Raw genomic sequence first — 14,821 nt, forward strand, 5'->3', positions numbered from 1 at the left:
CAGGCGCGGAAAGCGGGCGCGTCTCGATGCGCATCTAGATGAAGACGGTGCGCATAGAAGGTTCTCGTTGCCGGAAAAGCAAGCCAACGCGTCGGGTGCGGATCGAAAGCGCGCCGGGTCAAAGCCCCAGGCAAACCGCCCCGGCCGCGACGATCACGCACGCGAGCCAGCGCTTGCCACTTACCGCTTCGCGCAGAAACACCCGCCCGATGAGCACCGCGAACACCACGCTGGTCTCGCGCAACGCCGATACCGAGCCCATCGCGCCCGACTGCAACGCCCAGATCACGATGCCATACGCCGCGATCGACACCAGGCCGCCAACGAGCGATGAGCCGACCGCCATTGGCGCGGCCCGTATCGGCGTCCACAGCGCCGCGAACCCACGCATCGCGACGAACAGCACCGGCATCAGCCAGTAGAACAGGAACATCCACGCGGTGTAGGCGAGCGCCTGGCGGCCGGATAACCGCACGCCGATGCCGTCGATCACGGTATAGCACGCGATCGTCACGCCGGTCGTCAGCGCGGCCAGCACACCCGCGCGGGACACGCGACGCCCCTGCAGCGCGAGCGCAATGATGCCGCCCGATATCATCACGATCCCGAGGATGTGCAAGGGGCCGATCGCCTCATGCGCGAAGAGCGCTGCGCCGAGCGTGACGAGCAGCGGCGACGAACCGCGCGCGATCGGGTACGCCTCCGCCAGATCGTTGCGGCGATACGACCGCACGAGGGTCACGTTGTAGACGATATGCACGAGCCCCGATGCAACGATGTACGGCCAAGCCGCATTAGCCGGCTGAGGCGTGAGCAGGATCACGAGCGTGGCGACCGCCGCGATGGCGATGCTCATCCACGTCATGGACAGGAACCGGTCGCGGTTGCCATGCAGCATCGCGTTCCAGCTAGCGTGGAGCAGGGCGGCAAAGAGGACGAGACCGCCGGTAAAACTGAGCATGCGGATTCCAGGCTGGAAGGGGTGCGGGAACTTATGCTCGCAGCGCAAGAGCACCATTAACCGGCGCGAAGTGTCAGCTGACTCGGAGATGTCATTGCGTGTCCGCTTGCCGGCTTATGACCGCTCACGCGGAAATCGGCGGCGCGCCAAGAAGGATATCGATTTTGTGACTCGCTAACAAACCAGATTAATTGGGTAGTCGAGTTAGAGAAACTCTTGTGAGATCGCAGTCCTCTTTGTCATCGCGCCGGCGATCGAGGCGTTCGGCATTCCTGCCGCGCCCGGCGCATTCGTGTTGCAGCGGCGCCTGCTCGCGGGGCGCACAACCCCGCCATCCGCGAAGCAATGATCTTCCATATCGATCGTGATCTTGGAAACTGGTCTTACCTGGCAAAAATTGCGCACTTACGATCCTTCGCAATCCTGCTTACAGGACCTGGTTCTCAAGTTGGTTTATCTATTTCACGATATCTTCGGGGTGGGGCGATGAAGAAACAAATCCTGGGAATTGCCGCATGCATGTCGGTGGTCGGCGTTGCACACGCTCAAAGTTCGGTGACGCTTTACGGGCTCCTCGACAATGGTTTCGTGTTCAATTCGAATTCAAAGGGTAGCCGCCAGTATGAATTGGCTTCCGGCAATCTGCAGGGCGATCGTTGGGGCTTGATCGGCTCAGAGGACCTGGGCGGCGGGTTGAAGGCGATCTTTCGTCTGGAAGGCGGCTTCAACGTGGATAACGGCACGCTGGGCCAGGGCGGTGCGGAGTTCGGCCGCAAGGCTTACGTGGGGCTGGCGGGTTCCATGGGCACGGTGACGCTCGGCCGCCAGTACGACCTGCTCGGCGACTATGTCGGCAGCTTCGAATCGGGCAACGCCGAGAAGCTGGTGACGATCAAAGAGTGGGGCAGCATATACGGTTCGCATCCGGGCGACATGGACAACCTCGACAACACCAACCGGATCAACAACTCGATCAAGTACGCCAGTCCCAGCTATAGCGGCCTGACCTTCGGCGGCTTCTACAGCTTCGGCGGCAAGGCGGGGGAGTTCACGCAGGACCAGATATATGCGTTCGGCGCAGGCTACGACAATGGCCCACTGGCCCTCGGCGTGTCATACGAGAACGCGCGTGACCCCAACTTCTCGGTCTTTGGTACGAATCCCAGCGCGAACTCGCCGACGTCGACCTCGGCGCTCAATATGTCGAGCCCGGTGTATAGCGGGTTCGCGTCGGCACATACATGGCAGGTCGTGTCCGCAGGCGCCGCGTACAAGATCGGCAACGCGACCATTGGCGGCGTGTACAGCAACGTTCAGTTCAAGGACATCGGCGCTGAGGCTGGGGCGGGTCTCAACCCGCAGAAACTGACTGGGACCGCGACCTTCAACATCGGAGAAATCAACCTGGCCTACCTGGTGACGCCCGCCTTGCAGTTGGGCACGGCCTACACCTATACGCGGGGCAGCTCGATTGGCAGCATTTCCGGGGCCACTTACAGCCAGGTCAACCTCGCGGCGAACTATGCGCTCTCCGTGCGTACGGACCTGTATCTGGTCGGTATCTACCAGCACGCGAGCGGGAAGGATTCGACCGGGAAGACGGCGGTCGCGGCAATCAGCAACCTCTCCAACTCGTCGACCGACGTGCAGACAGCGTTGATCGTCGGTATCCGTCACAAGTTCTGAACGTGCGGTACAGGTGGTTAATCTTCGCCATACTGATCGATGAATGCCTATGCCATGCCGGTGCGCCTGAATTCGGGCGCGAGCGTCCTTTGCGAGGTTGAGTGGGTGGTTATGTCCACTCGCCTTTAACCTTGATATAAGTCTTGTCTATTCGACAACCTCTTCCGACCGCACGCTTGCACGGTCGGAACGCCTTCTCAAGAACAGGGAGCAGCCTGATCACTCGGCGCAGACGTAGCCGGGAGCCTATTGAGGAACCTGATCTCTCCATCGATAGTTTTGCTGCCAGCCCAGCAGCCTTTTCAGCTTGCCGTTGCTCAACAGGGTCTCGAATTCGCCAAGCTGCTTCTTGACGGGTACGTTGGGATAAAACTGCTTCAACAGTTCCGCCGTCGGCTGGTCGGAAGATACATCGTCAGCGGCGACGTTCATGACTTCAAAGCCAAGCCCGTCCTTTTCGATGCCAAGCCGGCATGCTGTTGCCAGATCCCGTCCGTCGATATAACTCCACGCAATCCGCTTTCGCAGTCCCGGGTCTTTGAACCACGCCGGGAATTTTTGATAGTCGATGGGGTCAAGTACGTTACCAATCCGGAAGCAATAAATATCTGCGCCTGTGCGCGCATGAAACGCCTTGGCAGTGACTTCGTTGATCACTTTCGACATGGCATAGCTGTCCATCGGATCGACCGGATATTGCTCGTCCAGCGGAAAGTATTCGGGGTCCCGGTGCCGGTGGGCAAACACGACGCCATAGGTCGTCTCGCTCGAGGCAACGATCACCTTCTTGATACCCAGTTTCGATGCGGCGTCGAGTACGTTATAAGTCGACATCACGTTGATGCGGAATACCTCATTGTCGGTGGTGATGAGGATCCGGGGGATGGCCGCAAAATGGACGATCGCGTCAATAGGCTTGGGCTCAAGATCGTCGTCGAACTCTTTTAGAACGGTACTCGATGCGAGCGCGTTGAAGACCTGTCCCGCGTCGGTAAGGTCGGTAATCAAGGTACGTGCTATGGGCTTGGTCATGGGTACGCGGTCGAGATTCAACACTTCATAACCATGCGCGACGAGATCCTCGACCACCCATTTTCCGGCAAGCCCGCTGCCGCCGGTCACTATCACTCTCTTCGTCATACGTTGTACTCCTGGTCTCATTGTTGGGGCTCGACTTTGGAGCCTGATGTTACCCCCGGGTAGGCACGGCTTCTGTGACGAACTTCATAGTCGTGCATCGACACTCATCAGGGACAACCCCGACACCAATGTATGACGCTCGTCACAGACACGACGGCGGGCGACAACCTACGATCTTCCTCAACGAGAATTAAATCAAGGAGACATCGGTGGCCGCAATATCGTCCAAAGAGGATCCGCAACCCTTCCAGGCGCGTCTTTCCGACACGCTGCGTGGCTGGCTCAAGATCCGCGAGCTGAATATTTTTTCGGTATTGCTATTGGTTGGAATCCTGATCAGCATTTTCTCTCCCTATTTCCTGACGACGAACAACCTGATGGGGGTGTTCAGGTCATTTTCGCTGATTGCCATCATGTCCATAGGCATGATGCTTGTCATCATCACGGGCGGTATCGATCTGTCCGTGGGTTCCGTGATGGGCCTGTCATCGCTCGTGACGGCGCTTGCGTTTCAGCACGGGGCCGGTCCTGTATCGGCGGTATTTGCAGGACTATTCGTGGGACTCGCAGTCGGCTGTTTCAATGGATTTCTGGTCACCTGGATCCAGTTGCCGCCCTTCATTGCCACGCTGGGTACTTTGAGCATTGGACGGGGCTTGATGTACATGATTACCAAAGGCGTTCCGGTCACGCCCGACGTACCCGATAGCTTCACGTTCATCGGACAGGGGTATCTCGGGTTCGTGCCGTTTCCCGTGGTCATCATGATTTTTATGACGATATGTTTTTCCGTATTGATGCGTCAGACCCGTTTTGGCCGGCATGTGTATGCAACCGGAGGCAACGAGATGGCAGCTCGCTTGAGTGGCGTGCGCACCTTTCGCGTCAAATTCATTGTCTACGCATTGTCGGGGCTCATTGCTTCTATCGCCGGCATTGTCAGTTTCTCGCGCTTTGTCTCGGCGGAGCCGGCATCGGGTTTCGGGGCTGAACTCGATGTTATCGCGGCAGCGGCAATCGGCGGCGCAAGCCTTTCCGGAGGAGCCGGCAGCGTAGAGGGCGCGATTATTGGCGCGGCGTTGGCGGGAATCATCGCTAACGGCGTCGTGCTGTTGAACATTGATACCTACGCACAGCAAGCCATTACCGGTTGCGTCATTCTGATCGCGGTCAGTATCGACATCTGGCGTGTCCGCCGAAAGGGACGTTGAGACTCGCATCGTCCTGACCTTGTAACAGCACTAAAACAAAACTGGAGACAAAAATGGATATGACATTTCGCACCGCAATGAGCATCGGGTTGGCCACTACGGCCCTATGTCTGTGTGCGTCGACGCAAGCCAAGGACGTGAAAGATATTTCCGTCGCCGTCATTCCGAAGGTGGCTGTGCCGTTCTTCGACGACTGCAACAAGGGCGCCCAACAGTCCGCCGACAAGATGGGTGTCAAGTATCAATGGGTGGTGCCGCAAAACACACAGGGTTCGACACAGGTGAAGATCATCGAAGACCTGATCTCGAAGCATGTCGACGGCATTGCTATCTCTGTGAACGAACCCAAGTCAGTTGAGAGCGCGATGAAGCGCGCTGAACAGAGTGGCATAAAGGTACTGACGTTCGACTCGGACTCGCCCAAGAGCGGCCGGTCGATGTACATCGGTACAAACAACGAGTCGGCCGGGGCGACCATGGCCGAGACGATGGGCAAGGCGCTTGGCGGATCCGGTGAAGTCGCGATAGTGACCGGGCAGCTCGGTGCGGTGAATCTCAATGAACGTATCGCCGGGATAAAGCAGGGGCTGGCGAAATATCCGGGGATCAAGATTGTGGAAACACAGGGCACGGACGATGACCTCGCCAGAGGCGTTTCGGTAGTCGAGACAACCCTGCGGGCTCATCCGCAACTGAAGGGCATTTTCGGAGTAAGTCAGGTCGGTGGGCCGGCGGTGTCGAAGGTGCTCAACACGAAGGAGTTCGGCGCGATGAAAGGCAAGCTCGAGGTGCTCGCGTTTGACGATCTTCCCGACACGCTAAAGGCGCTTAAGGACGGCTCGATTCAGGGGATCATGGTTCAGCGCCCGGTCACCATGGGTTCGCTCGCGGTGAATAACCTGGTGGCGCAGATCCAGGGCACGGGAGAGCCTCCTAAAGACATCGATACGGGTGTGACGGTTGTGACTAAAGATAATCTTGGAAGCTACACCAAGTAAGCTCGGCACGAGCAAGGGAAAGCCATGACAGCGCCATTTCTGGAGATGAGGAACATTTCCAAAACGTTCCCCGGCGTCAAGGCGCTCGATGGCGTCAATCTTCAGATCCGGCAAGGCGAGGTGTTAGCGCTTGCCGGGGAGAATGGGGCCGGCAAGAGCACGCTGATGAAGATATTGACGGGTGTCTATAGCCCGGACCCAGGCGGAAGCATCCTCATCGAGGGCAAGGAAATCGCGCTGCGCGACAACAACCATGCGCGCGCGCTGGGAATTGGCATCATCTATCAGGAGTTGTCGGTGGTCGAAAATCTTAGCGTTGCTGAAAATCTGTTCCTCGCCAGGGAGCCACTCAATCGCCTTGGTTTGCTCGATCGGGCACGTATGGGCCGCGAGGCAAAAGAGATGCTTCAAACGATCGAACTCGATCTTGACCCCGCCGCACGTGTGAGCGAGTTGAGCGTCGGGCAGCAGCAGATGATCGAGATCGCCAAGGCACTCGCGCATCAGTCCAAGGTCATCATCATGGATGAACCGACTGCTTCGCTCAGCCATCATGAAACACGCACGCTGCTGCGATTAATCAAGCGCTTGCGCGAGCGCAACATCGCGGTGGTCTACATTTCGCACAGGCTCGAGGAGATTTTTGAGCTTGCGGACCATGTGACAGTGCTCCGCGATGGTCGTACCGTCGATACCTCGCCCATTGCGAATGTAACCCGCGATTCGCTGGTTCGCATGATGGTCGATCGTGAGTTAAGCGATCTATACCCAGGGTCCACCGTGTCGCACGCAAGCAAGGAGCCCGTACTGGAAGTTCGCGATTTGTCGCTGCGTGCGGTGAAGGGCGCGCAAGCGAGGATACGGGACGTCAACTTCACGTTGCACCGCGGCGAAATCCTGGGCGTTGCGGGACTGGTCGGTTCGGGGCGTACGGAGATCATGGAGATGATTTTCGGCATGCGCCCCTGCACGGGAAGTATCGCCATTGACGGCAAGCCTGTGACGATCCGCAGTCCGCACGATGCGATTGAACAGGGCATTGGGTTCGTGACCGAAGACCGCAAGGCGCAGGGGCTGGTGCTCGGAATGAGCGTACGGGAAAACTTCAGCCTGACCCACTTGAAGCGCTATTCACCCTTTCAGTTCCTGCAACGCGCTAAAGAAGAAAATAGCTGCAAACAGTTCGTGCGCAGTCTGGGTATCAAGACGCCGGACACTGAACAGAAGGTCGTCAATCTTAGCGGCGGTAATCAGCAGAAGATCGTGATCGCTAAATGGGTCGCGCGAAATCCCAAGGTCCTGATTGTTGACGAGCCAACACGCGGCATTGATGTCGGCGCCAAGGCGGAGGTGCACGCACTGTTGGCGCGGCTCGCTTCGCAAGGGATCGGGATCATTGTCATTTCGTCGGATTTGCTGGAAGTACTTGCAGTCAGCGACAGGATTCTGATTGTCCGTGAAGGACAGTTGAATGGCGAGATGACGCGTGAGCAGGCGACCCAGGAGCGCGTGATGGCCGCCGCGACCGCTTGATTTTGATTTCACTCATTGAATGGAAAACCATGACAACGATAGCTGTGATTCATACAGGACCCGTGACGGTTCTGCCGATCAAGGAACAACTAAGCGAGTTGATCGCGCATGCGCGCGTGATCAACATCATGGATGACAGCTTGCTGAACGATGTGCGTGCGGCGGGGCATCTGACACCGGAAGTCGGCAGCCGCATTTACAGCTACATGTTAAATGCGCAGGCGATGGGCGCGGACATCATCCTCAATGCGTGCTCTTCGGTTGGCGAGGCGACGGACTCATTGAAAGAGTTTATCCGCACGCCCATCGTAAAGATCGACGAATCCATGGCGGAAGAGGCCAGCGCGATCGGCCCGCGCATCGGCGTGGTCGCAACCGTATCCACTACGCTGGACCCGACCGTGCGGCTGATCCGGCGTAAGGCCGGTGAGCGCGGCCGCACGGTGGACGTGACCGAACGGATCGCGGAGGGGGCGTTCGAGGCGCTGCTGCGCGGCGACGGTGCGCTGCACGACGAGATTCTTAAGCAGACAATTGTCGCGCTCGCCGATCAAGTCGACGTAGTCGTGCTCGCGCAAGTGTCGATGGCACGTCTCATTCCCACGCTGGGCGTGCTGCGTGTCCCTGTGCTGTCCAGCCCGCGTAGCGGCGTAGAAGCGGTTAAACGCGCTCTAGCGGCGCTTTGACGGCCTGAGCGTTCAAGGGAGGCGCAGTGAACGATGCCGGCAACACAAGTTTTGCCGGCAATTTGTTGCGCATGAATTTCGCAACGAAGAGGGGAGTCAGCACGATCTTGCGTTCGTGCATGGCGGTCAGCCCTTCAGCCTTCAGGTCGTTGAAGTGCCGGTTGACGGATTCGCGCGATGTACCGATGAATTCGGCAAGCTTGTCTTGAGGGATAGGTAGATCGATAAGGACTGCATCTGCTCGACTCAGGCAGTCGAATTCGACGCCTATCTGACCGGCGAACATCACGAGGATGTTGGTCAGGCGCTTGCGCACGTCGTGCAGGGACAGATTTTCGATTAGCTGCTGAGCTTCCTGCCATCGAAGGTAGTGGCTTCTCAAGACGAACTCGTTGATCACGTCATAGCGGGCGAGCAGTTGTTTGAAATCGGCCTTGCGAATGTAGCAGATCATGCTGGGAGCGAGCGTCTGCGCATGATGCGAATAATTGGCTTCGTTCAGAACATCGCCGTCGCCGAACAGCATCCCGGCCTTGATAAAGGAAAGGGTGATCTCTTGCCCGTCTTCGGTAAGCCTGAAGAGCCGAACGCTGCCGCTTTTGAGCAAATAGACATGATTGCTCAGGTCTTCGGGTTTGTAGATCGTTGTATTTTTTCGAACCGTGCGGTGATCGCTGAACGCCGGCATCACTTCATCGAGGCAGTGACGTTCGATTAGCGAGAGAAGCTCGCTTTTTCCGACAAACCACATTGGAAGTCTCCTTGTATTTTGGCCCCTGACCCGAGAAGGGTTAAGAGCGGTTTCTGTGCAGGCGTTCGCCATGATGTGTTGTACCCGTGAAGTCGAACCATCGCTGACAAAATTGCGTACAACGGGTGAACGTTCTGACGACCCGGATTCAGGCAACCTGCGGCGCTTCTGCTGCATGGGCCGCAATAAATGCGCAGACCGCATCGGTGACTTGCCGGGTCGTTGCTGTGCCGCCAAGGTCACCTGTATGCATTGCGGGATTCGCCGTGACGTGCTCAATGGCCTTCATCACTGCGCGCGCAGCGTCTATTTCGCCAAGATGCTCGAGCATCATGACGACTGACCAGAACGTACCAATAGGATTCGCGAGTCCCCTGCCCATGATGTCGAACGCTGAACCATGGATTGGCTCGAACATGGACGGATAGCGGCGCTCGGGATCGAGATTGGCAGTCGGCGCGATGCCGAGACTTCCGGCCAGCGCAGCAGCCAGGTCGCTCAGGATATCGGCATGCAGGTTGGTTGCGACAATCGTGTCGAGCGTTGCAGGACGGTTCACCATGCGCGCAGTGGCGGCATCAACGAGTTCCTTGTCCCATGTGACATCCGGAAATTCTTTTGAAATTTCGAGCGCGATTTCGTCCCACATCACCATGGCGTGACGCTGCGCGTTGCTCTTGGTGATAACGGTCAGCAGCTTGCGTGGACGCGACGCTGCCAGGCGAAAAGCGAAGCGCAGGATTCTTTCAACACCGGCTCGCGTCATGATCGAAACGTCGGTCGCGACTTCGATCGGATGGCCTTGATGCGCTCGGCCGCCTACACCAGAATATTCGCCCTCTGAATTTTCCCTGACGATCACCCAGTCGAGATCAGTGGGACCACAGCGTTTAAGCGGTGCATCAATGCCCGGCAGGATTCTGGTGGGACGCACGTTGGCGTATTGGTCGAAGCCCTGGCAGATCTTGAGGCGGAGTCCCCAAAGCGTGACGTGGTCGGGGATCGCCGGGTCGCCGGCTGAGCCGAACAGGATCGCGTCCTTGTGCCGAATTGCATCAAGGCCATCGGCTGGCATCATCACCCCATGCTCACGGTAGTAGTCACCACCCCAGACGAAGTTTTCGAACTCGAACGTAAAGCGGTCAGTTTGCGCGGCCAGTGCTTCCAGCACTTCCTGTCCTGCTGGCACCACTTCTTTGCCGATGCCGTCTCCAGGGATGGTCGCGATCCGATAACTCTTCATCTCTCGTCTCTGAAATTGGGAAACATCTGGGCATGCTAAAGCGCAAATGTCCCTCAAAACGCTGCTGGAGTTAAACTGTCTTTAACTTTGAGTTAACAATCCAGCTGCCAATGACCTCTCCAATACAGGCAGAAGACTTAAGTTTTTTCTCTATCCTGGCGGGCTGTGGCAGCCTGACAGCCGCTGCGCGCGAGTTAGGGTTGAGCACGGCGGCGGTCAGCAAGCACCTCTCTCAAATGGAAGCGCGCACAGGCGTCGCGCTGGTAAGCCGGACGACCCGCCGAATGAGCCTCACGCCCGAGGGCGACCTTTACGCGGCCCGCGCGCGGAGAATCCTGACTGAAATGGATGAGCTTGCGCAGCTACTTGGCGGGGCGGCGGCTGCGCCGAGCGGGCTGTTGCGCGTCAACGCCACGCTGGGTTTCGGACGCAGTCACATTGCCCCTGCCATCTCGCGATTCGTGAGGCAGTATCCTGAGGTCGACGTGCAGCTGCAGCTATCGGTTGATCCTCCTCCTCTTAGCGAAAATGCGTTCGATGTATGCGTTCGTTTTGGCGAGGCGCCGGACTCGCGCGTCATTGCCCGGCTAGTAGCGCCCAACCGGCGCCTGCTCTGTGCCGCACCGGCTTACTTCGCTGATCACCCGCTGCCCCGGCATCCTCAGGATCTCGTGCAGCACAATTGCATCGGCATACGCCAGGGCGACGATGGCTACGGTATTTGGCGGTTGACAACGGGAAGGGGCGCGGCGGAGAAAGCCGAGGTTATACGGGTCCGCGGCAACCTCACTACGAACGACGGCGAAATTGCAGTCAAATGGGCGCTCGACGGTCACGGCATTCTGATGCGTGCAGAGTGGGACATCGCTGAATACTTGCGTGACGGTCGATTGATACACGTATTACCGGCCTATCGGACACCGGATGCGGATATTTATGCGGTCGTTCCGCAGCATCTGCAAACGAGCTCGCGCGTTAAGTCATTTGTCGATTTCCTCATACATGCTTTGCGAACTGAAGCTTGAGCGGCTTAGGGCGCCCTGAGAGTTCAGCGGCGGCTCCGAAGACGGTCGTGATGTTCAGGAAACAAACGCACTGAATCCCGAACGCCGAGTCTGCCGACGAGGCGCTCGCTGTCGGTGAGCGGTTCGATCAAATTTTATTCTCGCCTCGCAAAGACCAAAATGAATAAACACGTTGCCTTCTTTCGTAACTTGAATCTTGGTCGACCGCATTGCCCCACCAAGATCCAGTTCGAAGAAGCGTTCACTGCTGCAGGCGCGGTGTCAGCGTCTTCGTTCCTGACTAACGGAACGATGGTCTTCACAACCCGCTCTGGCCGCCAGTCGCAAAGGGTGTTCAATGACGCTTGCGAGATTCTGCATAGAACGTGCGGGCTCACGGAGCCGGGCACCATCCGCACCATCGAATATCTCGCTCAGCTCATCACGCTCGGCCCCTTCGTGGAAATCGAGTCCAACAGTGTTCACACGTGCTGTGCATCCTTCCTTCATACAACAGATGGCTTGTCCGCTGCGCAGCTACCCCTTGAATCGAAACGCCGTGACGTAAAGGTCCTGCAACTGACCCACTCGGAGGTATTTAGCCTCAGCATCAAAGTCGGAAATTCATCAGGAAGTCCCAACGCATTTCTCGAAAAGCTCTTGAGCGTTCCTGTCACAACGCGTAGTTGGAATACCGTGATTCGTTTAGTACAAAAGCATGCCTAGGCGTCTGCAACGTTGCCGGGTTCATGCTCGTCGTAGCATCGCCTTGCCCACGGACCTGTTACCGACATGATCAGCTCGATCATTGAAAAAGCTTGCCTTCCCGGTGCTATGGGTCCTGCATTTCCGGTGTAAAGTTACGCACCTTCGACTTGAGTTTCGCCCATGTCCGAACCTACGCCCGATCAAGCCAGCCAGGAGACCGCTCGTCTCGTCCTTCGGATGGATGCCGCCATTTCGGCATTCAGGGCAGGGCTGAGGTCGGGCGTGCAAGGGCTTGATGCGGCAAGCCATTCGGCGAGCAGCTTTGTCACCCTTGTCTTGCCCTCAAACGGCAACATGCCACTAAGCGGGACGCGCCCGACAGAGCGTGGGGTGCCCCGTCGACCGAACCAGGTGGAACTCGCCGTTCTCACCGCGCTTGCCGACACATACGGCGCGGAAATGCTGACCAATTCCTCCCTCGGCTACGTTTTGCGCCTCTTTGCGAAATACGGCGGCGTGGTGCTCGTGCAGCGGGTGCTGTTCGGTGAGTCGGCATCAGACCAGCAACTTTCCATGATGCTCACAGCGGCCCGCATCGCGCTTACCCAAGTCTCGACGATCTTCCCGGATGTGTTCTTCGCAGACGCCAACGCCGTGATCGTAGGCTTTCGGCCGCGGCCGCCGACTGGATTTTCCACGTAACGCGGAAGTAAATGTGCGGGCGCGTGCGCGTATGGCCTTGGGCGTCAACGACACGGCTGTGCAACCAGTACGCTTGCGCCGCTGGTGAGCCAAATCACACAGGCAGTGAAGCCGTGCAGTCGGCGCTAAAATAAGCGCCTTCGAAATGCGTCGCCTCGCCAACGCTAAACCCTTCGATTCGGTCGTTCATATTGCATGGCGGCCAAGGCATCTCTCAATCTCACGGCGGCCCAAATTAATCTTACTGACGGCGTTCTCGGCGCCAGCCTTCATGCGCTCAATCTGCCCGAAATACTCGGAATCGTTGTCGCGCTCGTGCTTGGCGGCATGGTCAAAGGAATCGTCAGTATTGGCGTGCCGCTTGTCGCAATGCCCATCTTGAGTCAGTTCTTGCCGATCCAGCAGGCCGTGCTTCTTCTCTCGATGCCGATCATTCTCGGCAATATCCCGCAAGCGTTGGAAGGCGGCGAGATGCTGCCAACGGTTCGCCGTATTGCGGCGCCTCTCATTGGCACTGTCCTGGGAAATATCGTGGGCGTGACGGTCCTGATTTCACTCGCACCGCATCGCGCACAGGCTGCGGCGGGTGGTCTGTTGATGCTGGCAGCGCTTTTATTGCTCGCGGCGCCGAAGCTCACGCTCTCGCCTGCGTTGGCCAGGCCCGCTGGTTTTGTGTTTGGGTTTGGCGCGGCCGTGATGGAAAGTATCGCTTCGGTTCCCGGCCCTTTGCTTGCGATGTATTTGATCGCGACAGGAGCAACCGGCAAGGCATTTACGAAACAGATCGCGATCATTCTGGTTGTATCAATCCTTACCCTGATCCTCACCTTCAGCGGAGGCGCTCATACGAGCCTGACGGACCTCGCTATTTCGACCGCGGCAAGTGTTCCTGTCATTATCGGCATCATGCTTGTGCGACCGCTTCGCGACAAACTGCCGCCCGGCACATTCCGAATCCTGGTGCTGCTTTTTGTGCTTGCCGCCGCGTTTCAAATGATCTGGAAGTCACACGTCTTGTAAGGTTCGGGTTTTAGGGAACGTTGACCTTGCGACCGACAATCTCTCAATGCCGGCGCAGGTACTGCACCTTGTCGATCTCAATTGCTTCCGCAATTTTTTCGAATGGGACGCAATGAGCTTCAAGCCGGCCTCTGGAAATCCGCCGTTTATTGGATCTTGATGACAACCTTGCCCTTTACACGTCCTGTTTCGACGTAAGTCAAAGCCTCTTTGGTTGACTCGAACGGGAACACCTGATCGATCACGGGCTTTATTGCACCTGCGTCGATGAGCTTGGCGATCTGGCTTAGTTGGCCTCCATCAGCACGCATGAAAAGAAATGAATAGCTGACGCCATGACGTTTCGCCGCTTTTCGAATGCGATAGCTCAGAAAGCGCATCACCGTTTTCAAGAACCAGGAGGCACCCATCTCTTTAGCAAAATCAGGATCAGGCGGACCGGCGATCCCGATGAGTTTGCCACCCGGCTTGAGCACTCGCAGCGACTTCTCCAAGGCATTTCCGCCTTGGGTATCGAGTACCACGTCGTAGTCCTTAAGGATGCTGGAAAAATCGTCCTTCTTGTAGTCAATGACGATATCCGCACCAAGGCGCTTCACCAGTTCAATATTCCGTGCGCTCGTAGTCGTTGCGACAGTCGCGCCCACATGCTTTGCCAGTTGAATGGCAAACGTACCAACACCGCCCGAGCCTGCATGGATAAGCACTTTTTGCCCGCGCTTGAGTTGCCCTTTTTCGATCAGCGCCTGCCAGGCAGTCAATCCCACGAGCGGGATTGAAGCCGCTTCCTCCATGGTGAGCGAGGCGGGCTTGAGGGCCACGGCATCCTCTTTGACCGCAATGAATTCCGCGAAAGTGCCGATGTGATCCTTCTGCGGTCGAGCATAGATCTCATCGCCCGGTTTGAATCGTCGTGCGCGCGATCCGACGCGAACAACAACCCCGGCCAGATCGTTACCCAAAATCAGCGGCAAACGATAAGGCAAAATGAGCTTGAACTCTCCGTCCCTGATCTTCGAATCGACAGGGTTTACGCCAGCGGCGTGAATCTGGATCAATACGTCGTCCTCGCGTGGCTCCGGCATCGGCATATCGCCGGTTCGTATGCCATTCTTGCGCCCATATCGATCGATGATAAATGCCTTCATCACGGTTCCTTGTCAGTTTCTGGTTGCATC

General features: G+C 57.5%; 14 protein-coding genes and 1 pseudogene. 9 read left to right on the forward strand and 6 right to left on the reverse strand.

What is annotated here, in order from left to right; all coding sequences use genetic code 11:
• Positions 1-118 precede the first annotated feature (118 nt).
• A complete protein-coding gene (locus FH08_RS0147335; RefSeq protein ID WP_031365076.1) occupies positions 119-961 on the reverse strand; it encodes a DMT family transporter in 843 nt (280 codons plus the stop codon).
• A 486-nt stretch (positions 962-1,447) separates the two neighbouring features.
• Here FH08_RS0147335 and FH08_RS0147345 point away from each other — a divergent pair, with 486 nt between their 5' ends.
• The gene (locus FH08_RS0147345) at positions 1,448-2,647 is read left to right on the forward strand and encodes a porin (protein WP_031365077.1); all 1,200 of its coding nucleotides are present in this window, start codon (positions 1,448-1,450) and stop codon (positions 2,645-2,647) included.
• Positions 2,648-2,762: 115 nt separating this feature from the next.
• Here the strand turns inward: FH08_RS0147345 and FH08_RS53130 are convergent.
• Positions 2,763-2,876 (reverse strand): annotated as a pseudogene (locus FH08_RS53130) (IS6 family transposase); the annotation flags it as partial.
• A 17-nt stretch (positions 2,877-2,893) separates the two neighbouring features.
• Entirely contained in the window at positions 2,894-3,787 is an 894-nt protein-coding gene (locus tag FH08_RS0147350) for an NAD-dependent epimerase/dehydratase family protein (RefSeq protein WP_031365078.1), read from the reverse strand.
• A 209-nt stretch (positions 3,788-3,996) separates the two neighbouring features.
• Between FH08_RS0147350 and FH08_RS0147355 the strand changes: the two genes are divergently transcribed.
• From FH08_RS0147355 to FH08_RS0147370, 4 genes are read left to right on the forward strand one after another with little or no spacing between them, the layout of a single operon-like run.
• On the forward strand, positions 3,997-4,998 hold the full coding sequence (locus FH08_RS0147355; protein WP_031365079.1) for an ABC transporter permease: 1,002 nt from the start codon (positions 3,997-3,999) through the stop codon (positions 4,996-4,998).
• 53 nt (positions 4,999-5,051) lie between these two features.
• A complete protein-coding gene (locus FH08_RS0147360) occupies positions 5,052-5,996 on the forward strand; it encodes a substrate-binding domain-containing protein (protein ID WP_031365080.1) in 945 nt (314 codons plus the stop codon).
• A gap of 24 nt (positions 5,997-6,020) precedes the next feature.
• Positions 6,021-7,529 carry a sugar ABC transporter ATP-binding protein gene (locus FH08_RS0147365; RefSeq protein ID WP_031365081.1) on the forward strand — a complete coding sequence of 503 codons (1,509 nt, stop codon included), beginning with the start codon at positions 6,021-6,023 and terminating at the stop codon, positions 7,527-7,529.
• A 29-nt stretch (positions 7,530-7,558) separates the two neighbouring features.
• Positions 7,559-8,215, forward strand: a complete 657-nt coding sequence (locus FH08_RS0147370; protein ID WP_031365082.1) for an aspartate/glutamate racemase family protein — start codon at positions 7,559-7,561, stop codon at positions 8,213-8,215.
• On the opposite strand, the gene FH08_RS0147375 is transcribed toward FH08_RS0147370, so the two are convergent.
• Entirely contained in the window at positions 8,190-8,966 is a 777-nt protein-coding gene (locus FH08_RS0147375) for a Crp/Fnr family transcriptional regulator (protein WP_031365083.1), read from the reverse strand. The genes FH08_RS0147370 and FH08_RS0147375 overlap by 26 nt on opposite strands.
• Before the next feature lie 148 nt (positions 8,967-9,114).
• Positions 9,115-10,209 carry a tartrate dehydrogenase gene (locus FH08_RS0147380; protein WP_031365084.1) on the reverse strand — a complete coding sequence of 365 codons (1,095 nt, stop codon included), beginning with the start codon at positions 10,207-10,209 and terminating at the stop codon, positions 9,115-9,117.
• 110 nt (positions 10,210-10,319) lie between these two features.
• Here FH08_RS0147380 and FH08_RS0147385 point away from each other — a divergent pair, with 110 nt between their 5' ends.
• The 4 genes from FH08_RS0147385 to FH08_RS0147405 all read left to right on the forward strand — a co-directional run bounded on the left by FH08_RS0147385 (position 10,320) and on the right by FH08_RS0147405 (position 13,643).
• Positions 10,320-11,234: a LysR family transcriptional regulator gene (locus FH08_RS0147385; RefSeq protein WP_031365085.1), complete on the forward strand. Its 915-nt coding sequence runs from the start codon at positions 10,320-10,322 to the stop codon at positions 11,232-11,234.
• A 159-nt stretch (positions 11,235-11,393) separates the two neighbouring features.
• On the forward strand, positions 11,394-11,939 hold the full coding sequence (locus FH08_RS0147390) for a DUF1697 domain-containing protein (RefSeq protein ID WP_035569115.1): 546 nt from the start codon (positions 11,394-11,396) through the stop codon (positions 11,937-11,939).
• Positions 11,940-12,101: 162 nt separating this feature from the next.
• Complete coding sequence (locus FH08_RS0147395) at positions 12,102-12,623, forward strand: hypothetical protein (RefSeq protein ID WP_152603118.1); 522 nt, start codon at positions 12,102-12,104, stop codon at positions 12,621-12,623.
• A gap of 195 nt (positions 12,624-12,818) precedes the next feature.
• Complete coding sequence (locus FH08_RS0147405; protein WP_051889076.1) at positions 12,819-13,643, forward strand: sulfite exporter TauE/SafE family protein; 825 nt, start codon at positions 12,819-12,821, stop codon at positions 13,641-13,643.
• 146 nt (positions 13,644-13,789) lie between these two features.
• Here FH08_RS0147405 and FH08_RS0147410 read toward each other — a convergent pair whose 3' ends face one another.
• Entirely contained in the window at positions 13,790-14,791 is a 1,002-nt protein-coding gene (locus FH08_RS0147410) for an NADP-dependent oxidoreductase (protein WP_031365089.1), read from the reverse strand.
• Between the last annotated feature and the right edge of the window lie 30 nt (positions 14,792-14,821).

Source organism: Caballeronia sordidicola (assembly GCF_000729995.1).
Lineage (GTDB): Bacteria > Pseudomonadota > Gammaproteobacteria > Burkholderiales > Burkholderiaceae > Caballeronia > Caballeronia sordidicola_A.